At 52.3% G+C, this 22,191-nt stretch carries 23 protein-coding genes; 9 read left to right on the forward strand and 14 right to left on the reverse strand.

The genetic code is table 11. The annotated features are described in order from the left end of the window. Positions 1-909: 909 nt before the first annotated feature. From ccoN to ccoS, 8 genes are all read left to right on the forward strand, one after another. Positions 910-2,547, forward strand: a complete 1,638-nt coding sequence (gene ccoN / locus HBA93_RS01010; RefSeq protein WP_121993835.1) for a cytochrome-c oxidase, cbb3-type subunit I — start codon at positions 910-912, stop codon at positions 2,545-2,547. A gap of 14 nt (positions 2,548-2,561) precedes the next feature. Continuing rightward, on the forward strand, positions 2,562-3,293 hold the full coding sequence (ccoO, locus tag HBA93_RS01015; RefSeq protein ID WP_221722028.1) for a cytochrome-c oxidase, cbb3-type subunit II: 732 nt from the start codon (positions 2,562-2,564) through the stop codon (positions 3,291-3,293). An 11-nt stretch (positions 3,294-3,304) separates the two neighbouring features. Further along, positions 3,305-3,463, forward strand: a complete 159-nt coding sequence (locus HBA93_RS01020) for a CcoQ/FixQ family Cbb3-type cytochrome c oxidase assembly chaperone (RefSeq protein ID WP_022710272.1) — start codon at positions 3,305-3,307, stop codon at positions 3,461-3,463. Beyond that, positions 3,456-4,319 carry a cytochrome-c oxidase, cbb3-type subunit III gene (gene ccoP, locus HBA93_RS01025; protein WP_022710273.1) on the forward strand — a complete coding sequence of 288 codons (864 nt, stop codon included), beginning with the start codon at positions 3,456-3,458 and terminating at the stop codon, positions 4,317-4,319. Before HBA93_RS01020 ends, ccoP begins: the two co-directional genes overlap by 8 nt. Positions 4,320-4,660: 341 nt before the next feature. Continuing rightward, entirely contained in the window at positions 4,661-6,217 is a 1,557-nt protein-coding gene (ccoG, locus tag HBA93_RS01030) for a cytochrome c oxidase accessory protein CcoG (protein WP_221722029.1), read from the forward strand. A 15-nt stretch (positions 6,218-6,232) separates the two neighbouring features. After that, positions 6,233-6,784, forward strand: a complete 552-nt coding sequence (locus HBA93_RS01035; protein WP_221722030.1) for a FixH family protein — start codon at positions 6,233-6,235, stop codon at positions 6,782-6,784. Continuing rightward, the gene (locus HBA93_RS01040; RefSeq protein WP_221722031.1) at positions 6,781-9,027 is read left to right on the forward strand and encodes a cation-translocating P-type ATPase; all 2,247 of its coding nucleotides are present in this window, start codon (positions 6,781-6,783) and stop codon (positions 9,025-9,027) included. Before HBA93_RS01035 ends, HBA93_RS01040 begins: the two co-directional genes overlap by 4 nt. A 4-nt stretch (positions 9,028-9,031) precedes the next feature. Continuing rightward, positions 9,032-9,199, forward strand: coding sequence for a cbb3-type cytochrome oxidase assembly protein CcoS (gene ccoS, locus HBA93_RS01045; RefSeq protein WP_113943452.1), 168 nt, complete (start codon positions 9,032-9,034; stop codon positions 9,197-9,199). A gap of 59 nt (positions 9,200-9,258) precedes the next feature. Here ccoS and phnN read toward each other — a convergent pair whose 3' ends face one another. From phnN to phnG, 14 genes are all read right to left on the reverse strand, one after another. After that, complete coding sequence (phnN, locus tag HBA93_RS01050; protein ID WP_286201688.1) at positions 9,259-9,810, reverse strand: phosphonate metabolism protein/1,5-bisphosphokinase (PRPP-forming) PhnN; 552 nt, start codon at positions 9,808-9,810, stop codon at positions 9,259-9,261. 30 nt (positions 9,811-9,840) lie between these two features. Beyond that, entirely contained in the window at positions 9,841-10,995 is a 1,155-nt protein-coding gene (locus HBA93_RS01055; RefSeq protein ID WP_221722033.1) for an alpha-D-ribose 1-methylphosphonate 5-triphosphate diphosphatase, read from the reverse strand. A 114-nt stretch (positions 10,996-11,109) separates the two neighbouring features. Then, a complete protein-coding gene (phnE, locus tag HBA93_RS01060; RefSeq protein WP_221722034.1) occupies positions 11,110-12,477 on the reverse strand; it encodes a phosphonate ABC transporter, permease protein PhnE in 1,368 nt (455 codons plus the stop codon). A 3-nt stretch (positions 12,478-12,480) separates the two neighbouring features. Continuing rightward, positions 12,481-13,446, reverse strand: a complete 966-nt coding sequence (phnE, locus tag HBA93_RS01065; protein ID WP_221719267.1) for a phosphonate ABC transporter, permease protein PhnE — start codon at positions 13,444-13,446, stop codon at positions 12,481-12,483. 172 nt (positions 13,447-13,618) lie between these two features. Next, positions 13,619-14,536, reverse strand: a complete 918-nt coding sequence (gene phnD / locus HBA93_RS01070) for a phosphonate ABC transporter substrate-binding protein (protein WP_221722035.1) — start codon at positions 14,534-14,536, stop codon at positions 13,619-13,621. Between the two features lie 49 nt (positions 14,537-14,585). Continuing rightward, the gene (phnC, locus tag HBA93_RS01075) at positions 14,586-15,440 is read right to left on the reverse strand and encodes a phosphonate ABC transporter ATP-binding protein (protein ID WP_121993827.1); all 855 of its coding nucleotides are present in this window, start codon (positions 15,438-15,440) and stop codon (positions 14,586-14,588) included. Between the two features lie 163 nt (positions 15,441-15,603). Next, positions 15,604-16,218 (reverse strand): LbetaH domain-containing protein, encoded by a 615-nt coding sequence (locus HBA93_RS01080; RefSeq protein ID WP_221722036.1) that lies wholly within the window; start codon positions 16,216-16,218, stop codon positions 15,604-15,606. Next, a complete protein-coding gene (phnL, locus tag HBA93_RS01085) occupies positions 16,215-16,934 on the reverse strand; it encodes a phosphonate C-P lyase system protein PhnL (RefSeq protein WP_122005204.1) in 720 nt (239 codons plus the stop codon). Before phnL ends, HBA93_RS01080 begins: the two co-directional genes overlap by 4 nt. Positions 16,935-16,936: 2 nt before the next feature. After that, complete coding sequence (gene phnK, locus HBA93_RS01090) at positions 16,937-17,725, reverse strand: phosphonate C-P lyase system protein PhnK (protein ID WP_022710285.1); 789 nt, start codon at positions 17,723-17,725, stop codon at positions 16,937-16,939. Then, a complete protein-coding gene (locus HBA93_RS01095; RefSeq protein WP_221722037.1) occupies positions 17,722-18,630 on the reverse strand; it encodes an alpha-D-ribose 1-methylphosphonate 5-phosphate C-P-lyase PhnJ in 909 nt (302 codons plus the stop codon). Before HBA93_RS01095 ends, phnK begins: the two co-directional genes overlap by 4 nt. Positions 18,631-18,633: 3 nt before the next feature. Then, positions 18,634-19,047 (reverse strand): FosX/FosE/FosI family fosfomycin resistance hydrolase, encoded by a 414-nt coding sequence (gene fosX / locus HBA93_RS01100; RefSeq protein ID WP_221722038.1) that lies wholly within the window; start codon positions 19,045-19,047, stop codon positions 18,634-18,636. Continuing rightward, a complete protein-coding gene (locus HBA93_RS01105) occupies positions 19,044-20,159 on the reverse strand; it encodes a carbon-phosphorus lyase complex subunit (RefSeq protein WP_221722039.1) in 1,116 nt (371 codons plus the stop codon). Before HBA93_RS01105 ends, fosX begins: the two co-directional genes overlap by 4 nt. Positions 20,160-20,162: 3 nt before the next feature. Then, a complete protein-coding gene (phnH, locus tag HBA93_RS01110; protein ID WP_221722040.1) occupies positions 20,163-20,774 on the reverse strand; it encodes a phosphonate C-P lyase system protein PhnH in 612 nt (203 codons plus the stop codon). Further along, positions 20,774-21,274 (reverse strand): phosphonate C-P lyase system protein PhnG, encoded by a 501-nt coding sequence (gene phnG, locus HBA93_RS01115; RefSeq protein WP_221722041.1) that lies wholly within the window; start codon positions 21,272-21,274, stop codon positions 20,774-20,776. The genes phnH and phnG overlap by 1 nt, the downstream gene beginning before the upstream one ends. 111 nt (positions 21,275-21,385) lie before the next feature. Between phnG and phnF the strand changes: the two genes are divergently transcribed. Further along, the gene (gene phnF / locus HBA93_RS01120; RefSeq protein ID WP_221722042.1) at positions 21,386-22,144 is read left to right on the forward strand and encodes a phosphonate metabolism transcriptional regulator PhnF; all 759 of its coding nucleotides are present in this window, start codon (positions 21,386-21,388) and stop codon (positions 22,142-22,144) included. Positions 22,145-22,191 lie beyond the last annotated feature (47 nt).

The raw sequence follows: 22,191 nt of genomic DNA on the forward strand, positions 1-22,191 counted from the left end.
GACAAGACATAATTCAGCGAACCCTACCGATATCAATATCGGGAAGGTTAATGATTGAGCTGAGGAAAAGCCTCACTCATACGAGATCCGGTGGCTTTTTTATTCCCCTGTACTGTTCGGTTTCTCCCGGGCTTTTGACCGGTCAGTCCGTCAGCAGTTATTTTTATTTGTTAAGGACATGCTTGCAAAAAACTGGTACCAAAGCAAGAGCCCGCACCGCAAATGTTGACAATTTACCAGACGAAAATTGCATAAATTGATAGCAATTTTGCATAATGAAAAACATCGGCAGCGTAAATATCAGCGCCAAATTGGTACTGTTTCTTGTGATTTTACTAGCACAAACAGCTCTGTAGTATTGAGAATCATTCCAGACTGAAGCCGACTGAGCCCCTCCGGTACTTTGCAGCACCGTCAAAACCGGCTCCTGAACGGCCGCCGACGCAGTCTCAGCGACAATCAGCCCCACCCTGCACAGCAGGACACAGAACTCTTGTTCCGGCCGGATTTTTCAAGATTAAACTGTAGTTTGCCAATCCGGTTAAAAACAAAAAAATCCAAATAGTCACTTACATTAATTTCAGAAATTTCTGTAAATACAACAATAAATATAAAAAATTTAACAAGCAACTACATGATATTTATAAAGAATTTTACATATCACATTCTCATAATTAAATAATTTTGCAACAGGCAAAAGCCGAAGTCATTCTCTCTGTCAACAGGACACGGGTTGGCGAAAAATCGTGCAAAAAAGGCTTTATTTATACACGTCAGGCCTCAGGTCGTACTTGATTTAAATCAATGACTAAATTTTTCCGTCGCATATAATACCCGCTATATTGCTCGAATTGCAGGCATTTCTGTAATTTGCGGGCAGGAAAATTTGCGCGCGCGAGGGGATTTTTCATGAATTACGCTGCGGGAATTGTAATCTCCGGGCTCGGTGCTTTTTTAGCACTGCTGGCCGCGGGGTTTACGCATGATCCACTGTTCAGAAGCCATATGTGGGTTCTGTTTTTCACTCTTGTGATCTTTACAGTCTTACTGCTGCGTAATGCAGATTACAGTCTGAAGCCTGTAAAAGAAGATCATTCCGTTTATATGGACGGTCCGATCCGTTACGGTGTCATTGCCACGGTGTTCTGGGGTGTAATCGGCTTCCTCGTTGGCGTTTTCATTGCTGCGCAGCTCGCATTCCCTGATTTGAATCTGGGACCATGGCTAAATTTTGGCCGTGTCCGCCCTCTTCATACATCAGCCGTTATTTTTGCCTTCTGCGGTAACGCCCTGATCGCCACTTCTTTCTACGTGGTTCAGCGTACTTGCCGTGCGCGTCTTTTCGGCGGCGATCTGGCATGGTTCGTGTTCTGGGGCTACAACCTTTTCATCGTCATGGCCGGCACCGGCTATCTGCTCGGCATCACCCAGTCGCGTGAGTATGCTGAGCCGGAATGGTATGTCGACCTCTGGCTGACCATCGTCTGGGTAGTCTATCTCGTGATCTTCATGGGTACGCTGATGAAGCGTAAAGAACCGCACATTTATGTGGCCAACTGGTTCTACCTCTCCTTCATCATCACCATTGCCATGCTGCATGTGATCAACAATCTGGCAATTCCGGTCTCTTTCCTCGGCGTGAAAAGCTATTCAGCTTTCTCCGGTGTGCAGGATGCGGTGACCCAGTGGTGGTACGGCCATAATGCCGTAGCCTTCTTCCTGACCGTACCGTTCCTCGCGATGATGTATTATTTCGTGCCGAAGCAGGTCAATCGTCCGGTCTATTCCTACCGTCTGTCGATTGTTCACTTCTGGTCGATCATCTTCCTCTATATCTGGGCCGGTCCTCACCATCTGCATTACACAGCGCTGCCTGACTGGGCGCAAACACTCGGCATGGTCTTCTCCATTGTTCTGTGGATGCCGTCCTGGGGTGGTATGATCAACGGTCTGATGACGCTTTCCGGTGCGTGGGATAAAATCCGTACTGATCCGGTTGTCCGCCTGATGGTTGCTGCGATTGCCTTCTACGGTATGGCGACCTTCGAAGGCCCGCTGATGTCGGTTAAAGCCGTTAACTCGCTGTCGCACTATACAGACTGGACCATCGGTCACGTTCATGCGGGTGCTCTGGGCTGGAATGGTATGATCACTTTTGCGGCCGTGTACTTCCTTGTACCGCGTCTGTGGAACCGTGAACGTCTCTATTCTGTGCGTATGGTCAACTGGCACTTCTGGCTGGCTACACTTGGTATCGTGCTCTATGCCGCTTCCATGTGGGTTGCCGGTATCCAGCAGGGTCTGATGTGGCGCGAATATGATGATCAGGGCTTCCTGGTTTACTCCTTCGCCGAAACAGTACTCGCAATGTTCCCTTACTATGTCATCCGTACACTTGGCGGCACGATGTATCTGGCGGGCGGACTTGTGATGGCCTGGAACGTCTACAAGACCATCAAGGGTGATCTGAGAGAGGAGGCCGCAATTCCGGGCTCGACACCAATCTCAGACACCAATACCGGCCCGTATCTGAAACCGGCAGAATAAGGAGCAAGTGAGTTATGTCTATTCTCAAAAAACACTCGCTGATTGAAAAAAACGCTACTTTACTGCTGATCGGTTCGCTGGTTGTGGTCACTGTCGGCGGTATCGTGGAAATTGCCCCGCTGTTTTACCTGCAAAATACCATTGAGAAAGTAGAGGGTATGCGCCCCTATTCTCCTCTGGAGCTGGCAGGCCGTGACATTTATATCCGCGAAGGCTGCTATACCTGCCATTCGCAGATGATCCGTCCGTTCCGCGATGAAGTGGAGCGCTATGGTCATTACAGCCTTGCAGCTGAAAGCATGTATGACCATTCGTTCCAGTGGGGCTCAAAACGTACAGGGCCTGATCTTGCCCGTGTCGGCGGCCGCTACTCGAATGAATGGCATGTTCAGCATCTGATTGAACCGCGCGATGTCGTGCCTGAATCGGTTATGCCGAGCTATGCATTCCTGATGAACACGCCGCTGAATATGTCCGGCATTACCGGCAATCTGAAAGCCAATATTGCTGTCGGTGTGCCTTATAATCAGGAAATGGTCGATAATGCATTGGCGGATATGAAAGCGCAGGCTGACCCGGAAGCCGATACAGAGGCTCTGCTTGCCCGCTACCCGAAAGCCAAGACCGGCGATTTCGATGGTAATCCGAAGGTTATCAGCGAGATGGATGCGCTTGTTGCCTATCTGCAGATGCTGGGAACGCTGGTTGATTTCTCAACTTACGACCAGTCACCGAAGTCGCGTTAAGGAGGTTCATCATGGATTATACGACCATGCGCCACTTTGCCGACAGCTGGGGGCTGTTAGGCATGTTCCTCTTCTTCCTCTTTGTTGTCTTCTTCGCCTTCCGTCCAGGCAGCAAACAGGCTGCCGATGCTGCGAAAGCCATTCCGTTCAAGGACGAAAACAATGACTGATAAGCAAATTGACGATGTAACAGGCGTTGAAACAACCGGCCACGAATGGGACGGCATCAAGGAACTTGATAATCCGATGCCACGCTGGTGGCTCTATGCCTATTATGCCACCATTGTCTGGGCGATTGCCTATACTGTTGCCTATCCGGCATGGCCGCTCATCAACGGCGCCACTTCCGGTCTTCTGGAATGGTCGAGCCGCGGTGATTTCTGGAAAGAAAACACCAAAATTCAGGGCGAACGTCAGGATATTCTGGCAGCTATTAAAGAAAAATCCGTTCAGGAAATTATAGCTGATCCGCAGCTTAACCAGTTTGCAATTGCAGGCGGTGCAGCGGCATTCCGTGTGAACTGTGTTCAGTGTCACGGTTCCGGTGCACAGGGTGCCCCAGGCTATCCAAACCTGAATGATGATGACTGGCTGTGGGGTGGATCAATTGATGAAATCCTGCAGACTGTACGCCACGGCGTGCGTTCCAAAGATGACGAAGAAACACGCATCTCCGAAATGCCTGCCTATGGCGACATTCTTGAGCCACAGCAGATCCGTGATGTGGCGGCCTATGTCACCAGCCTGACATCGACACCGCATGATGCAAGCCTGATACCGGCAGGCAAACAGGTCTTTGCTGAAAACTGTGCTGCCTGTCATGGCGAAAATGCCAAAGGCAATAAGGAATTCGGTGCGCCAAATCTGACCGATGCGATCTGGTTCTACGGTTCCGGCGAAGCGGAAATTGCCAAACAGGTGAGAAATCCCAAGCATGGCGTAATGCCTGCATGGGAAGGCCGTCTGGGTGACACAACAGTTAAACAGCTCGCAATCTATGTCCACTCTCTGGGTGGCGGTGAGTAAAAACGACCTGTTTCAAGTCATGGCCGGCCGGTATAAAATATTGGTGCACAATATTCCGGCCGGTGCTCAGAAAATCAGCAAGCCCCGCAGATATGATCTGAAGAACGGGGCTCTGATGAAACCTTAGAAACCCAGTGCGGATTTCTGTTCCGATAACCGGAACCCGCTCTGAGTGATTTGAGTGCAGTTTTATAAAAACATTTCAGTTTTCAGACTGCCCTTAAGCATTCCGCGCTCAAATGCCCTCAATGAGCGCAGTGTTAATGCGATGAAATAAAGAATCTAGAGCAAGCGCCATACTTCGATCTGAACGCAAACCGCTCTAGCCCCCGGAGTATACCATGTCAGATGTTGGTGAATTTGAACGTATAGATGCGCAGGCGGTCAATTCGTCTGGAAAACGCAGTCCTCTTTATGCTGCACGTGTCAAGGTTTTCCCCAAAAGAGCGAGCGGTGATTTCCGCCGTTTCAAGTGGATTATCATGTTCATCACGCTCGGCATCTATTATCTCACGCCATGGCTGCGCTGGGATCGCGGTCCCTATGCACCGGATCAGGCTGTCCTGATTGATATCGCGCATCGTCGCTTCTACTTCTTCTTTATCGAAATCTGGCCACAGGAATTCTACTACGTTGCCGGTATGCTGATTATGGCCGGTATCGGCCTGTTCCTTGTTACCAGTGTCGCCGGACGCGCATGGTGCGGTTATACCTGCCCGCAGACCGTATGGGTTGATTTGTTTCTCGTTGTCGAGCGCGCCGTTGAAGGCGACCGCAATGCCCGTATCAAACTCGACAATGCCCCGATGAATGCCAACAAACTGGCAAAACGTGTCACCAAACATACAATCTGGCTGGCGATTGCCGTTATGACCGGCGGTGCGTGGATTTTCTATTTCGCAGACGCACCAACACTGCTGATGGAATTTGTGACTGGTCAGGCCGCCATGGTCGCTTATATCACTGTCGCAATTCTGACAGCCACCACATATGTTTTCGGCGGGCTGATGCGTGAACAGGTCTGCACCTATATGTGCCCTTGGCCGCGTATTCAGGCAGCCATGCTTGATGAAAACTCGCTCACAGTAACCTATAATGACTGGCGCGGTGAACCACGCACCCGTAATTCCAAAAAAGCCATTGCTGCCGGTGAAAGTGTCGGCGATTGTGTGGATTGTAATGCCTGTGTGGCCGTTTGTCCGATGGGGATTGATATCCGCGACGGTCAGCAGCTCGAATGTATCACCTGTGCGCTGTGTATTGATGCCTGTAACTCGGTTATGGACAAAATCGGCAAACCACGCGGCCTGATCTCCTATTCCACGCTGTCCGACTATGATGCCAATATGGCGCTGGCTACCAATAATGGTACAGCGCCGATTGAGCCGGCACGGATTTATGAAGCGAAAAACACCTTTAATGACAAGGTGCAGCAGCTGAAAATGTCCAAGATTTTCCGCCCGCGCAGCCTGTTCTATTTCTCAATCTGGGCACTGATCGGTGTGGCCCTGATTACAACTTTGCTGATGCGCGAACGGATCGGCATCAATGTGCTGCAGGATCGTAACCCGCAATATGTGTTGCTGTCGGATGGTTCCATTCGCAACGGCTATACGGTCAAACTGCTGAATATGGTCAATGAACCGCGCCAGTTTGAACTGATTATTGACGGCCTGTCACAGGCAGAAGTGCATGTGGCCGATCAGGCAACAGACGGTTCCGGCCGCCATATTTTCAACGCCGAACCGGATCGTCTGAAAACCCTGAAAGTGTTCGTTGTCCTGCCTAAGACCGCAGTTCCTCCGGGTAGCACACCATTCACCATGACAGTCCGTGATGTTAACGGAACCGAGTCAGCAACATATAAAGCCACTTTCATTGCCCCTGAAAAACGCTGATAACGGAGAAACGTGATGATAAAGCAAAATACGTCTTCCCCTGCCCCTCAGGGACGCGAATTTACCGGCTGGCACATGCTTGCGATTATGATCGCTTTCTTCGGGGTGATTATTATTGTGAATGTTATCATGGCCACATCAGCAATCCGCAGCTGGTCCGGCCTTGTTGTTCAGAACTCCTATGTTGCCAGTCAGGAGTTTAATGAGAAGTCCCAGCTCGGCAAAGAACATGCCGCGCTCAACTGGAAACAAAATCTGGACTATAAAGACGGCATTGTCAGCTACAGCCTGACCGATGCCAATGGCGCACCCGTCAAAGCGCTTGGCGCAACGGCCGTTTTCCGCAGGCCGGTGAATGAAAAAGAAGACCAGATCCTGAATCTGATGCCTGCAGGTAATAATGTTCTGACCGCAGAAGCCGCTCTGAAAGACGGAAACTGGGTTGTTGAAATCAATACCTATGCCGGACTTGATCTGCCATACCGTCAGGTCAACCGTGTGAATATTACCGGTGGTAAATTCACCATCACCGCAGACAACCAGCCGGCACAAGGATCAGCGCAATGAGTTGCTGTGGTTCCGGCATTCAGTTTTCCGCTGCGGATTATCGTCCGGAAGAATTACTGCTGGCGAGCCGCACACTCGGCGATGGTCAGCGCCAGCTTGACCTGTCTGTTCCCTCAGTTCATTGCGGCTTGTGCATTCAGACTGTTGAAACTGCGCTGAATGCTTTGCCGGAAGTCAGCTATGCGCGTGTCAATCTGTCCTCCAAACGGGTTTCCATCCGCTGGCAGGACGGCATCGAACCGCCGCATGTGATTGATGCACTGCAGAAAGCCGGATATCCCGCTCATATTTTTGAACTCGGCGATGACAAAGATCCGCAACTTTCCCGCCTGCTGATTGCGCTGGCAGTGGCCGGTTTTGCCTCCATGAATATCATGTTGTTTTCCGTATCGGTCTGGTCCGGTGCGGATGCTGCAACGCGTGATATGTTCCATTGGTTGTCCGGTCTGATTGCTCTGCCGACTTTGGTTTATTCCGGCCGTATTTTCTACATGTCCGCATGGAATGCACTAAAACACGGCCGCAGCAATATGGATGTGCCGATTTCGCTGGCGATCACTTTGGCCTTCGGTATGAGTGTGTATGAAACGCTCAATTCCGGTCAGCATGCCTACTTCGATGCTTCAGCGACATTGCTGTTTTTCCTGCTGATCGGCCGTACGCTGGATCATGTGATGCGTGAACGCGCACGCTCTGCTGTTAAAGGTTTAAGCCAACTGGCAGCCCGCGGTGCGGTTGTGATCGGTGATGATAATCAGCACAGCTTCATGCCAATTGCGGATATCCGCCCGTCTATGCGCATTATTTTGGCTGTTGGTGAGCGCGTGCCGGTCGATGCTGTTGTTGAAAGCGGCCGCTCTGATCTCGACTGCTCGATTGCAACCGGTGAAAGTGTGCCGGTTCCGGTGACACAGGGCTCAAAAATCCGTGCCGGCACGATGAACCTGACCGCGCCGCTGACGATTAAAGCCACCGCCTCCGCTGACAATTCTTTCCTTGCGGAAATGGTGCGCCTGATGGATGCCGCAGAAGGTGGTCGCGCCCGTTACCGTCAATTGGCAGACCGTGCTTCCGCGCTTTATGTGCCGCTTGTCCACACCACTGCATTTCTGGCTTTTGTCGTCTGGTTCTACCTGACCGGCGACTGGTACAAGTCGACCTATGTGGCGATCACCACGCTGATTATTACCTGTCCGTGCGCCTTAGCTCTGGCTGTGCCGATTGTGCAGGTTGTGGCCGCACGCCGCCTGTTTGAAAACGGCATCATGGTCAAGGATGGCTCCGCGATGGAACGTATGGCCGAAATTGACAGTGTAATGTTTGACAAGACCGGCACACTGACACTCGGCCAGCCACAGCTTATGGAACGCGGCAGTCTCGATCAGAATGCGCTTGAACTGGCCGCAGAACTGGCACTCTACTCCCGCCACCCGTTGTCGCGTGCATTGACCGCTTTCACCAATCCGGCAAAAAACATCCGCTTTGATCTGATCGAAGAAGTGAGCGGTGCCGGTATCGAAGCTCATATGGGGCAGGATATTTATCGTCTTGGTCGCCGTGACTGGGCAGTTGAAGATGCTTCACAGGACAATGCCTGCACCGGCACAGAAACCGTGTTGAGCCGCAATGGCACCCGGCTTGAAGCTTTCCGTTTTGAAGACAGTCCGCGCGATGATGCTGCACGCTCTGTTCAGGAGCTGAAAGACGAAAAACTCAGCGTGGAAATTCTCTCCGGCGACAAAGAAAAAACAGTCAGTGCCCTCGCCCGTCAGCTTGGTATTGAGAAATATCGTGCGGAAATTCTGCCAGCCCATAAATCAGAACTGGTGACCAAGCGCACCAATGAAGGCCATAAAGTGCTGATGGTTGGTGACGGGCTGAATGATGCGCCTGCGCTGATGTCTGCCTATGTGTCGATGGCTCCGGCAACGGCTGCGGATATCGGCCGTAATGCTGCGGATTTCGTCTTTCTCCATGACAGTCTGACAGCCGTACCGCTGGCAGTGGCCATCTCCCGCGAGGCAGGCAAGCTGATCCGACAGAACTTTGCATTGTCGCTGATCTATAATATTATTGCCGTACCCATTGCGCTGTTCGGCTATGTCACGCCTTTGATTGCAGCGCTCTCCATGTCGCTGTCTTCGATCCTCGTGGTCAGCAACGCCCTTCGCCTGAAGGCAGGTAAAAAACAAGGCCAGAAAACGGCCTCTCCTTTAAGCCTGCTGAAGCGACAAAAGGCCTGAGATTATGAATATATTGATTTTCCTCATTCCCATCGCCCTGTTTTTGGGCGGTATGTGGCTCGCAGCTTTTCTGTGGTCACTGAAAAGCGGGCAATATGAGGATATGGATGGCGCCGCCAACCGGATTTTTCTGCCGGATGATGATGACAGACCAGCACAGGAAAAACCGTAAACAAAAAGGCGATACCGCAAAACGGCATCGCCTTTTTCATTTCATGTGAATGTGTCCGTTCAGGACTGGCAAGCTTTGAGACGAGCGGTGAATGCATCACCGGCATCTGACACCTCACCGGAATTATCAATCACCCAGAGCGGCAGATCACCGGCTTCCACCGGCTGCTGGCGCTGCAAACGTGATGCAATCGATTCCGGCGTCTCGCGCCCGCGTGATGCAAGACGCTGCGCCAGCACTGCCGGACTTGCGGTAATATGGGCAATCGCCACGCGCGGAAAACGCGCGGCCAGTTGCGGCAAGACTTTGCGTGACAAATTAGCGATAACCACGCCGCCATTTTCAATCACCTGCTCCACCGAAGCAGGCAGCCCGTAATAGAGGCCATGTGCCTGCCAGTGCATGCAGAATTCTGACCGCTCAACCGCTTTCAGAAAATCAGCTTCCGACAATGTATCATGATCTTCCGTATTACTATCCGCATCGCGGGTTACCACGCGACGTACAAAGTGGTAATTGCCATCCTGCGGCAAATGCGTGCGTGCATAGTCGATGATTGTGTCTTTGCCCGCACCGCTCGGCCCCACAACGGCAACAAAAATACCGGTCATTTCACTCATTCCGTCATTTACAAGCGCAGCTTACAGCACGCGCTGCCCTTCCCGCCACACTGAGCGTACCACCGGTATCGCATTCTGCATATGAACGCGAACCATATCAGCCCGCTTGCCCGATGCAAGTGTTCCGCGATCAGTAAAACCGACAGCTTTCGCCGGATTGCGGGTAACGAGATTGATCGCCTGCGGCAGCGTATAGCCATCAACCAGTTGCGGCAGTGTATAAACCGCCTGCACAAGGCTGAAAGGAATATAATCAGACGACAGAATATCGAGATGACCGGCGGAAGCGAGATCACGCGCCGAGACATTGCCGGAGTGGGATGAGCCGCGCACAATATTCGGTGCCCCCATCAAAACAGCCATACCGGCTTCTTTCGACGCCTTAGCAGCTTCCAGCGTTGTCGGGAATTCTGCCACATGAATACCCTGCTCAATCGCTTCATCCACATGGGCAAGTGTCGCATCATCATGACTGGCAAGCGAAATGCCCTTGGCCTGACAACGGGCAGCAATTTCTTTACGAAAACGGTCTGCATGAGCCACAGATTCCGCCACGCGACGGTCACAGAACGCATCAAACTCGGCCTGCGTCATCTTCTGCTTGCCCATATAGTAAGTCTTATAGGCTTCAAGGCTGGCAAACTGACGTTGTCCCGGAGCGTGATCCATCAGCGAGGCAATTTTCACCTGCGGGTTATGCTCAAATAATTCAAACGCATCGAGGCAATTCGGGGAAGACACTTCGCAGCGCAAATGCAGATAGTGGTCTGCACGCAGGCGGCCATTGTTCTGACCATCGGCAATGGCATCAGCAAGCAACACCATATCGTCGGAATTAATATCCGTGTCACCATCAAGACCAACGCGCAGAGCATCAAATACTGTAGTGATGCCGGAAGCAGCAATCTGTGCATCATGCGCCATCAATGCGGCATCTGCATTCCAGCGTACTTTCGGGCGTGGTGCATAATGGTGTTCAAGATGATCGGTATGCAGTTCCACAACACCCGGCATCAGATAATCGCCGCCAAAATCTTCACCGCTAATGCCATTGCCAGCGCTGATATCAGCGATTTTTCCGTCACGGATCTGGATTGTACCGGTGATAACTTCATCCTCAAGGATGATGCGGGCATTTTTAAAAACGATATCGGAAGGTCGCGTGTCGCGTGTCATCGGAATTTTCCTGCTAACCAAAACTGTCCTGCATGATCGCTGTGATCATGCAGGACAGCTGTGGCCTACAGGAGTTTTGTGACAATCAGACAACGCTGATTTGAAGTTTTTGTCTCATTTCTGTGAGACGCGGCGATCACCGGTCAAACGTGAACGCAGCGCATTGGAAATGGCATCGAATACAAACACCACGATCAGAATGAGGATCACCATATAGGCGACATTTGCCCAGTTGGAATTGGTGCGCATGGCTTCCCAAAGTTTCAGACCGATACCACCGGCACCAACCGCACCGATAATTGTTGCCGAACGGGTATTGGACTCCCAGAAATACAGCATCTGACTGAGGAATACCGGCATCACCTGCGGAATAACACCGTAGCGCTGCACATTGGCTGGCGATGCACCAACCGACTTCACACCTTCACGCTGTTTATCGTCGATATTTTCCAGCGTTTCCGAATAGAGTTTACCCAGCGTACCGGTATCGGTGAAGAAGATCGCCGAAATACCAGCCAGTGGTCCCGGTCCGAAAGCACGGGTGAAGAACAATGCCCAGATAAACATATCGACTGAGCGCAGGAAGTCGAACAGACGCTTGGTAATCTGATTGGCAAAGAAGTTCGGCGTAATATTACGCGCGGCGATGAAGGCCAGCGGCAGCGCGAGCATACCGGCAAACAGCGTACCGACAAAAGCCATGACAATCGTCTGCAACATCTTGATCCAGACATCGCCGTGCTGCCATTCCGCATTGTTCCAGATATTGTCAAAAGCCAGCGACAGATTGGACATTTCCGGTTTGATACGCTCACCGGAAACGATCAGTGATGTAACCTCATCTGCTGACTTACCCCAGAATGGCGAATTGGTATCGAACACAAAGTTCGGCCAGCCGAAGAAACGGCGATTAACGGTGATACGCTCCGGCATGATACGGGCTTCACCGGAGAAGCCGAAATCCACCTGTACTTCATCATTTTTCAGCACTGCCCATGATGGCAGTGGCTTATCATCAACAGGTCGGGCAGCATCAGCATCAATTCGCACATTCAGCACTTCGCCGTCATGCTCCACAACAACCGTATTGCCACTGAGATGCAGCGCCTCAGAGCTGCCGAAAATCACACTGGTACGGCCATTGGCCTGCTGCACCCATTCCGGATCAGGATTCTTGCCCAGCACCGAAAAGCGCGGATAGGTTACTTTTGCCTCATCACCATTCAAACCAGTGTTTAGGCGAATAGTCGGGCGTACCTCATAGGAGTACCACTGGCGGGCGGTAATACCAGCACGATCCCACTGGCCCTCCGAAAGCACTGTACCAATGGCAAAGAACCACCAGCTATAGGCCATATAGAGCACAATACCCAAGCCGATCAGCGGCAATGTATAGCGCTTGGAAAACGGGCGGCGAAAGACCTGCGGATAGCGGTTTTCGTAATCAGCAATCTGAGCGGCGTTTAAAGTCAAAGCTGTCATTTTTTACGCTCCGAACTGAAAGGCCTGAGCGCCGACAAGACGGCCGCGCAGCCATGCAGAGGTCTGATCCACCGCAATGATTGTTACGAGCAGCAGAAACACAATCGCCAGTGTTTTTGCCTGATGGCCATGACCAATCGACAGGCGTAATGCCTCACCGATACCGCCGCCGCCAACCGCACCGATAATGGTGGATGCACGGACATTGATCTCGAAACGCAGGAAGGCGTAGGACATGAAATTCGGCATGACTTGCGGCACAATGCCGAAGCCGACGCGCTCAAACCAGTTTGCGCCGACGGCGCGCAGGCCTTCTTCTGCCTTCATATCAGCATTCTCAACCACTTCGAAAAACAGCTTACCCAGTGCGCCGATCGTATGAATACCAACCGCAAAAATCGCAGGAATTGGCCCCAGCGAAAGAATGGCAGCGAAGAAACCGGCAATCACGATTTCAGGGAAAGCACGCAGAATTTCCATGTAGCGGCGCACGAAGAAACGCAGTGCACGGCTGGTTGTCAGGTTTTTAGCCGCAAGGAAACACAGGATGAAACCAAAGAAAAAGCCGATCAATGTTGCCATCATGGCAATATTGAGCGTCTCCAGCATCTTGTAGAAATATTCAGGAATATAAAAACCGCTGCCGAACAGATAGACGCGACCCGCCTCATAATCATATTTCTGACTACCGTCGAAATAAGGTGACGGCAGATCAAACAGAGCCCGCCAGACTTCCCAGCCGTCACGCGGCACCATATCACCGACAAAGTCGAAGAAATGCGGCAGACGCTCCCAGAATTTACCGGCATTGCTTTCATTGGCGAACCACAAAGATGCGGAGAGCGCCAGAAACAAACCACCGATAATCAGCAGCGTATAGGTACGACGTCGGGAGGACAGCTCCCGCCAGTGCTGCTCAACCAAAGCGGCTTCACCGGACAGGGATGGCTTAGAAACAGTATGGGTCATCGGGCCCGCCTAGAGCATTTCGCAGTCAAATGACTTCATTTGACACCCGCGATAATGCGACAAAACAAAGAGTTAGAGCGAGCGCAATGAGTAAAAACCAGACGCAACACGCTCTAAAAAGAATAAAAAAATGCGGCCAGCATCATTCTTTGACACTGGCCGCAACTTAATCTTACTGACCGATCTGCGACTTACGTGCGTCGATAACCGGCTGGTAGAAATCTTTGTTCACTTCGATATAGGACTTGAAATCGCCGCCCATTGTGGAAGCAAAGCACTCCGGATCGGTCTTTGGCAGATCCATCATATAGGTTTTGAACTTGGCTTTCAGATCAGCATCAATGGCTGTGCGGATAACGATCGGGCCGTTCGGGATCAGCGGGGATTTCCAGACTTCTGTGAAGTCTTTCATGTCGATCAGGCCTTTGTCGACCATCTTGCGCAGGTTACCGGATGTGTAACCTTCATCGAAACTGCCAACACCGGAACCGAAAGTTGTACCGGCATCAAACTTGCCGTCTTTTACAGCCAGAACCAGATTTTCATGGCCGCCGCCGAAACCGGTTTCGCTGAAGTAATCTTTAACCGTCGCGCCGCTCAGATCTTTTGGCAGCGAAGTTACCGGAATGAGGTAGCCGGAAGTGGAATCCGGATCAGCAAAACCAAGCTTCTTGCCTTTCATATCGGCAATAGTCTTGATGCCGCTGTCCTTACGGGCAACCATGATCGAATAATAACCGGTCGAACCGTCAGTCTGTTCAGTGGTCAGGATCGGTTCAACAGCATCTTCTTTGGTCAGATAGATTTTGGCATAGCCGGAAGCGCCAAGCTCTGCATAATCCAGTGTGCCGCCGAGCAGACCCTGAATAACACCATCATAGTCAGCAGCAGGAAACAGTTTAACTTCCTTAACACCGATGGCCTTTGGCAGCTGGTCAATAATGCACTGGTAATTACGCAGACGGTCGGCTTCGTTTTCGCCGCCGATAATACCAACGCGGAACACTTCAGGCTTATCTGCCTGCGCTGCGGTTGCGGTTGCCACTGCGGACAGCGCAACGGCGCCGAGCAAAAGCTTCTTGAAGGTCATGAACCATTCTCCTGTTAAACGATGATCGTTTTTTGGTTGGGATTAAATGTTATTGTGCGTCTGCAACAAGTTTTGCGACCTGTCGTGCCACTTGCGGGCTGACCGGAGCTTCCGGTGCAGGCTGTTCCAGAGCTGTTGAAGTCACGGCTTCCGAGAAGCTTTCATCGTCAGCTTCGGCACCATAAATGCGGCGGGCTGCGGCCTGTGTCAGATCAGCAGGCGTTCCGTCGAACACAACGCGCCCGCCCTGCATACCAATGATCCGGTCGCAATAGGTGCGTGCTGTATCCAGCGTATGAAGATTAGTGATAACTGTCAGGCCTTCGCGCTGATTAATATCGCGCAGGGCGCTCATCACGACCTGCGCATTGCGCGGGTCCAGCGAGGCAATCGGCTCATCGGCGAGGATAACTTTCGGGCTCTGCATCAGCGCACGGGCAATCGCCACGCGTTGCTGCTGACCACCGGAAAGCGTACCCGCCGGCTGCAAGGCGGTTTTGACAATATCCAGACGCTCAATATTGGCGATAGCCTGCGCACGCTCCTCGCGGGAGAAAATGCCCATCAGACTTTTCACAGTAGAACGCTGATTAAGACGGCCAAGCAGCACATTGGTCAGCACATCAAGACGTGGCACCAGATTGAACTGCTGGAAGATCATTGCACAATCACTGCGCCAGCGGCGCAATTCAGAGCCACGCAGGCGCGACACGTCCTGATCCTTGAAAACAATCGAACCGTCAGATGTATCAATCAGACGATTGATCATACGCAGAAGCGTGGATTTTCCCGCGCCCGATGCCCCAATGATACCCACCATCTGGCCCTGCGGAATTTCCAGATTTACATCTGCAACCGCAGTATTACCGCCAAAACGACGGGTTACATTTTGAAGTTTAAGCATCAGCGCCCTCTATCAATTTCCATGCGAAATTAGGCGCGTGATATGAAACGAAAATGTAACTTATATTACATCTGTATGAAAATTCTGAATCAGATTTTTGACAAAAAAGCCGCCGGAAGCTCCGGCGGCTTTTTTCTGTTATTGGATTCAGCAGCTTGGCTTATCAGCCGCCATGCTTTTCAAGAAAAGCTTCAATCTCAAGTTTACGGAAATCATCCAGTGCATCCCGCAGGCGCTGATGATCCCAGTCCCACCATGCCAGAGCTTCCAGACGCTCAACAATCGCATCTGAAAAACGCTGACGAATGAGTTTGGCAGGCACGCCGCCAACAATCGTATAAGGCGCGACATCTTTGGAAACGACCGCACCGGAACCGATGACCGCACCATTGCCGATTTTAACACCAGGCAGAACGGTTACGCCATGTCCCAGCCATGTATCATGACCAATGGTCACTTCATGGGCGCGGCGCCATTCAAAAAAATCCGCTTCCTGTTCAGCATCCGGCCAGTAATCATTGGCGCGATAGGTGAAGTGATGCAGTGTTGCGCGCCACATCGGATGATTGGTGGCATTGATACGCACAGAGGCTGCAATATTCGCAAATTTACCGATCTTGGCGCACCAGACCATGCCGTCGCGCTCAATATAGGAATAGTCGCCCATTTCCGTTTCAGAAATACGACAACGGGTACCAATTTCCGTATAGCAACCGAATGTGCTGTCGGAAATTTCCGTATCCGGATGGATAAACGGCTGTTCTGACAATCTGGTCATGCATCTGCTCCCTGACGCACATAACCCGGAGCAAACTCGGTTACGTCAATGATACGGTCAGCCACGGCTTCACGCACATCTTCATCATGGAAAATGCCAAGCATCGCCACGCCTTCTGTTTTTTTGCGGCGGATCAATTCCATAACAACTTCACGGTTTTTGGCATCGAGTGAGGCAGTTGGTTCATCGAGCAACAGCACCGGATGATCCGTGATGAAACCACGGGCAATATTCACACGCTGCTGCTCACCACCGGAGAACGTGGCTGGCGGCAGATCCCACAGACGCTGCGGCAGGTTGAGCATAGCCAGCAATTCACGGGCTTTATCCTGCGCCTGTTCCCGATCAACCCCACGGGCAAATAACGGATCAGCCACCACATTCAGAGCACTGACACGCGGCACAGTGCGCAAAAACTGACTGACATAACCAATCGTATCGCGACGTACAGCCATAACAGTGCGCGGATCTGCCGAGGCAATATCAATCTGCTTGCCGTGATGGCGCAGAATGATCTGGCCTTCGTCCACGGCGTAATTGCCATAGACCATTTTCAGGATAGAGCTTTTACCGGCACCGGACGGGCCGCCAAGCACAGCACATTCACCGGCTTTCAGCGCAAAGAAAACATTATTCACCACCGGCAATTTAACGCCGCCCTGCAAATGCATGGTGAAGCTCTTTGCCACTTCCGAAACAATAAGGGGCATAGTCATGATTAAACCTGCAAAATCGAGGAAACGAGCAATTGCGTATAAGGTGCCTGCGGATCATCCAGCACGCGGTCGGTCAGACCGGCTTCAATAATATGACCGTCTTTCATCACCATCATACGATGCGATAGCAGACGCGCCACAGCCAGATCATGGGTCACAACAATCGCTGCCAGTCCGAGATCGGCCACCAGACCGCGCAACAAATCAAGCAAACGCGCCTGCACGGATACGTCCAGACCACCGGTCGGCTCATCCATGAAAATCAAACGCGGTGCAGTCACCAGATTGCGGGCGATCTGCAAACGCTGACGCATACCGCCGGAGAATGCACGCGGCTGATCATCAATGCGGTCTGCAGAGATTTCCACACGACCAAGCCAGTCGGTCGCGGTTTCACGGATTTTACCATAATGACGATCACCGACAGCCATCAGACGCTCGCCGACATTGGCACCGGCGGAGACAGTCATACGCAAACCGTCAGAAGGGTTCTGATGCACAAAGCCCCAGTCGGTGCGCATCAGAAAACGGCGCTCGGCCTCACTCATCCGGTACAGATCGCGGAACTGGCCGTCACGCATCCGGTATTCCACAGCGCCGACAGAAGGCTGCAAGCGTGTGGCAAGACAGTTGAGCAGTGTCGTCTTACCGGAGCCGCTCTCGCCGACAATCGCCAGCACTTCACCCGGATACAGTTCAAAGGACACATTGCTGCAACCAAGGCGGTTGCCATAGAATTTCGACAGTCCGTTTACACGCAGCAAAGGCGTATCATGATTTATATCGCTCATTGGGCTGCCTCCAGACCTGAGGACACTTGTCCGATATCTTTGTTATTTGCAGAGAGATGACCAACATGGCCGTCGGCCTGTCGTGTTTCGCAATAATCGGTGTCGGAGCAGACAAACATGCTGCCGCCCTTGTCATCCAGCACCACCTCATCGAGATAGACGCCCTTGGCACCGCACATGGCGCAAGGCTGGGCGAATTTCTGCACCTCAAACGGGTGATCTTCGAAATCGAGGCTCACCACTTTGGTGTAAGGCGGCAGAGCGTAAATGCGCTTCTCACGTCCTGCACCAAACAGCTGCAAAGCCGGTGACATATGCATTTTCGGATTGTCGAATTTCGGTGTCGGTGAAGGGTCCATCACATAACGGTCTTCGACTTTCACCGGATAGGCATAGGTCGTGGCGATATGGCCGTGACGGGCAATATCCTCATAGAGCTTAACATGCATCAGGCCGTATTCTTCCAGCGCATGCATCTTGCGGGTTTCAGTCTCACGGGGTTCCAGAAAGCGCAGCGGTTCAGGGATCGGCACCTGATAGACGAGGATCTGACCCTCCTTGAGCGGCGCTTCCGGAATACGGTGACGGGTTTGGATGATGGTTGCATCTTCCGTACGGGTCGTCACTTTAACCTGTGCCGTCTTTTCAAAGAATGCACGGATCGACACGGCATTGGTGGTATCATCCGCCCCCTGATCGATCACTTTCAGCGTGTCATCAGCGCCCAACACCGCAGCGGTCACCTGCACACCACCGGTACCCCAGCCATAAGGCATCGGCATTTCGCGGCTTGCAAAAGGCACCTGATAACCCGGCACCGCAATCGCTTTAAGCAATGCACGGCGGATCATCCGTTTGGTCTGCTCATCAAGATAAGCAAAATTATAATTCGCTATAACAGTCATGGTTCAACCCTTTGCACCCTGTGCATAATGCTGCAGCCGCTGTTCAAGAGTGCCGGTATGCAACTCAAACAAATGGTTATCGTCATCATAGAAATAGAGGGAGCGCCCTTCGCCCTCGATGCGCGGACGCGGCGGATGCATCTCCAGTCCCAATGCCGTGATACGGGCGGCATAATCGTCGAAATCATCTTCCGCGATTTTGAACGCGATATGATTATAGCTGCGGGCAGGCAGCGCCTCGCCTTGCATCACCGCAATCCAGAGATCACCGATCAGAAAGAACTTTTCCTCCGAGAGTGAAAATTGCTGATCGCCGCTCGCATAGATTTCACGGGCATCAAACACTTGGTTAAGGATTTGCGTCATCCGCGCCAGATCCTTGGTGATGAAGGTGATATGAGAAAGACCTTCGATCATTCTGCGGCCTCGGCAAGATTGGCTTCCGCACTGCCATGCGCCTGCGCATATTCGGCACGCATGCGGCGGATAAGATCAAGCTCAGCCTGAAAATCCACATAATGCGGCAGTTTGAGATGTTCAACAAAACCGGTCGACTGCACATTGTCGGAATGGGAAATCACAAATTCCTCATCCTGTGCCGGTGCGGTAATGTCTTCTTCAAATTCTGCCGTGCGCAATGCGCGGTCACAGAGCGACATCGACATAGCCTTGCGCTCGCTCTGACCGAAAACCAGACCATAGCCACGGGTGAATTGCGGCGGGCGGGTTGCAGAACCGGCAAACTGGTTGACCATCTGACACTCAGTCACCTGTATGCTGCCCAGCGATACCAGACCGCCAAGTTCCGGCACATCCAGTTCAACTTCAACTTCGCCGATGCGGATTTCACCCACGAAAGGATGCGTGCGGCCATAACCGCGCTGTGTGGAGTAACCCAGTGCCAACAGGAAGCCTTCATCGCCACGCGCCAAAGCCTGCAAACGCAGATCGCGTTCCATCGGGAATGTCCACGGTTCGCGGGTCAGATCACCTGGCACATGGCCTTCCGGCATCTCGCCATCCGGTTCGATCATGCCATTGGCACCGAGAATATCGGTCACACGCGGCATGTCTTCGCCGACTGTCTCATCATCACGCTGCACGCCCTGCGCCACCGGATGATCGCCGGACATTTCCGGATCCAGCAGACGATGGGTGTAATCAAAAGTCGGCCCCAGAAGCTGACCACCCGGCAGATCTTTAAAGGTTGCGGAAATGCGGCGCTCCGCCAGCATCTGCGCTGTGTCCAGCGGCTCGGAATAGCCGAAGCGCGGCAAGGTTGTGCGATAGGCACGCACCAGAAAAATCGCCTCGATCAGATCGCCGCGCGACTGACGGATTGCCAGCGCTGCCAGCTCACGGTCATAAAGCGCACCCTCGGCCATAGCGCGGTCAACGGCCAGACCCAGCTGCTCCACAATCTGTTCCAGCTGCAAGGCCGGTACTGAACGGTCACCACGGCGGCGGTCACCCAGCAACTGATGTGCATTCTGAATAGCGGCTTCACCGCCTTTAACTGCAACATACATGGTTCAATTTCCGTTTTTAATGAGTTTCGTACTGCGTGGCAGTGCGGCAACAGTTTTTGGTGCTGCAAAAATCAAATCCACACCACGCGGGAACAAGGCCGCATTCGCTGCCCATTGTTCATTGAAACGTACCGGTAAAGCATTTGGTGCAAATTCACGGACATGCTCGATACCCGGCCCCTGCAGCTGCAAGGCCTGCACACCCGAAAAACCGTCCAGCGCCATGATGATAGTGGCTGAGCGATCAGGATATTCCGATGTACCTTTGGCAAAAACATCCAGCGGCGGCATCTGAGCAATATCGCTGACCAGCGCGAAATGCGCCTCACCAATTTCAGACACCAGCTCCAGACCGGTCTGGAACGAGAGCCATTCACGCACCGCGCTGCTTGCAGCCAAACGGCTGTCGAGCCAGACCTTGGTGTCATGGTCGAATAATGCCTGCGCAATAGCACCAAGCTCCGGTGTCAGTGGCAATGGCGGCTGCGTTTCTGCTGTCAGTGGCTGGATGGTACCCGGATTAGCCAAAGCATCCATCAATGCGCGGAAACAGGTCTGCGCATCATAAACGGCATCGGTGAAACCACCTTCAAAAGCCTGATTATCAAAAGCCATTAGTCGTCTCCCCGAACCATGGTGAAGAAGTCCACTTTCGTTGCTGCCGCTTCACGGCGGCGCTGTGTGGCACGCGCATCAAGACGCTGTGCAATTTTCTGCAACAGATCACGCTCAACAATCTCGCGGCTCTGCGGCGCCTGCCACAAAGCATCCGCAATAGCTGCCAGACGCGCTTTTTCATGATCGCGACCGAGCGTATAGGAATGACCAACAGAACCCTCCGAAGAAGTGCCGCCCGAAGCCCCTGACGACACGCGTACAGTCGCACGGGTCACAGTTGTTTCACCCAGATTAAACGGCGCACCGCCGCCACCAATGCGGCCACGCACCATCACCAGTCCGGTTTCAGGGCCGCGCAGTACATCGACCTGCGGCTGCTCTGATTGATTGCTCCAGAAGGAAGCCAGCTCCTGCAACTCCGCCTTTGCCAGCAAAGCGGCAACTTTGCGTCGCTCGCCCTGCAAGTTATCCGGTAGATTTTCGGTTTCATTCTTCATTTGACACACCGCTCTAAATTGTCTATTCATCTATACAACTAGACATTAATTATTGTCTTAAACGCTCTTGGTGACAAGCGCATGACAATCAGCGGGGCTGCGACAAAATAAATGGCAGAAACAACAAAAATCGCCCGAAACAGCGGCGTGGCTGTCTGGCGGCAGATTGCAGATGAAATTCGCAGGGAAATTAAACACGGCCATTTTAAGCGCGGCGAAAAACTGCCGCCGGAAATGACACTGGCTGGGCGCTTTGGTGTCAACCGTCATACGGTGCGCAGCGCTATTGCGGCTTTGACACAGGAAGGCGTGTTACGGGCGGAGCAAGGGCGTGGCACTTTTATCGCCAATGCCAAGCGGCTGACCTACCCCATCAGCAAACGCACGCGCATGTCGACCAGTCTGGCTGAACAGATTACACAGCAGGAGCGGGTTATTCTCGCCCACAGGATTGAAAAGCCATCCGCTGAGGTTGCCCGTGCCTTGCAACTCAATGATGAGACTGCACAGGTACATCATTTCGAGACATTATCCATTGCCGATGGCCAGCCGGTTTCCATGTCTGACAGCTGGTTTGATCAACAGCGCTTTCCGCAATTTGATGAATTTTATAAGAGCAGCGGCTCAGTTACACAGGCACTGAAGCAATCGGGCGTTGCCGATTATTTTCGCAAATCCACACTGATTTCCGCCCAGCATGCCAACGGACAGGATCTGCTGCATCTGAAGCTCACACCGGGTGCGATTGTGCTCACGGCTCAAGCCCTCAATGTCGATACCAATGGCGTTCCGGTAGAATATTCAGCGACACGCTTTCCTGCTGACCGCATGGAATTCTCCATTGAGAGCATGTCGCTGAATGAAGAATAAAAACTATTGCCTGCATTAAATTTCTGTCGTTAGCTGCGGCCTGTTCA

This window comes from Ochrobactrum sp. SFR4, from assembly GCF_019730395.1.
In the GTDB taxonomy this organism is placed as follows: domain Bacteria; phylum Pseudomonadota; class Alphaproteobacteria; order Rhizobiales; family Rhizobiaceae; genus Pseudochrobactrum.

Coding starts and splice junctions, on each gene's coding strand:
- phnK (WP_022710285.1), bottom strand. CDS start 17,725: ATGAGCGATATAAATCATGATACGCCTTTGCTGCGTGTAAACGGACTG.
- HBA93_RS01095 (WP_221722037.1), bottom strand. CDS start 18,630: ATGACTGTTATAGCGAATTATAATTTTGCTTATCTTGATGAGCAGACC.
- ccoO (WP_221722028.1), top strand. CDS start 2,562: ATGTCTATTCTCAAAAAACACTCGCTGATTGAAAAAAACGCTACTTTA.
- phnF (WP_221722042.1), top strand. CDS start 21,386: ATGGCAGAAACAACAAAAATCGCCCGAAACAGCGGCGTGGCTGTCTGG.
- phnD (WP_221722035.1), bottom strand. CDS start 14,536: ATGACCTTCAAGAAGCTTTTGCTCGGCGCCGTTGCGCTGTCCGCAGTG.
- HBA93_RS01040 (WP_221722031.1), top strand. CDS start 6,781: ATGAGTTGCTGTGGTTCCGGCATTCAGTTTTCCGCTGCGGATTATCGT.
- phnE (WP_221722034.1), bottom strand. CDS start 12,477: ATGACAGCTTTGACTTTAAACGCCGCTCAGATTGCTGATTACGAAAAC.
- phnL (WP_122005204.1), bottom strand. CDS start 16,934: ATGACTATGCCCCTTATTGTTTCGGAAGTGGCAAAGAGCTTCACCATG.
- HBA93_RS01035 (WP_221722030.1), top strand. CDS start 6,233: ATGATAAAGCAAAATACGTCTTCCCCTGCCCCTCAGGGACGCGAATTT.
- HBA93_RS01080 (WP_221722036.1), bottom strand. CDS start 16,218: ATGACCAGATTGTCAGAACAGCCGTTTATCCATCCGGATACGGAAATT.
- HBA93_RS01020 (WP_022710272.1), top strand. CDS start 3,305: ATGGATTATACGACCATGCGCCACTTTGCCGACAGCTGGGGGCTGTTA.
- phnN (WP_286201688.1), bottom strand. CDS start 9,810: ATGACCGGTATTTTTGTTGCCGTTGTGGGGCCGAGCGGTGCGGGCAAA.
- phnC (WP_121993827.1), bottom strand. CDS start 15,440: ATGCTTAAACTTCAAAATGTAACCCGTCGTTTTGGCGGTAATACTGCG.
- phnE (WP_221719267.1), bottom strand. CDS start 13,446: ATGACCCATACTGTTTCTAAGCCATCCCTGTCCGGTGAAGCCGCTTTG.
- phnH (WP_221722040.1), bottom strand. CDS start 20,774: ATGGCTTTTGATAATCAGGCTTTTGAAGGTGGTTTCACCGATGCCGTT.
- ccoG (WP_221722029.1), top strand. CDS start 4,661: ATGTCAGATGTTGGTGAATTTGAACGTATAGATGCGCAGGCGGTCAAT.
- HBA93_RS01055 (WP_221722033.1), bottom strand. CDS start 10,995: ATGACACGCGACACGCGACCTTCCGATATCGTTTTTAAAAATGCCCGC.
- ccoN (WP_121993835.1), top strand. CDS start 910: ATGAATTACGCTGCGGGAATTGTAATCTCCGGGCTCGGTGCTTTTTTA.
- ccoP (WP_022710273.1), top strand. CDS start 3,456: ATGACTGATAAGCAAATTGACGATGTAACAGGCGTTGAAACAACCGGC.
- HBA93_RS01105 (WP_221722039.1), bottom strand. CDS start 20,159: ATGTATGTTGCAGTTAAAGGCGGTGAAGCCGCTATTCAGAATGCACAT.
- phnG (WP_221722041.1), bottom strand. CDS start 21,274: ATGAAGAATGAAACCGAAAATCTACCGGATAACTTGCAGGGCGAGCGA.
- ccoS (WP_113943452.1), top strand. CDS start 9,032: ATGAATATATTGATTTTCCTCATTCCCATCGCCCTGTTTTTGGGCGGT.
- fosX (WP_221722038.1), bottom strand. CDS start 19,047: ATGATCGAAGGTCTTTCTCATATCACCTTCATCACCAAGGATCTGGCG.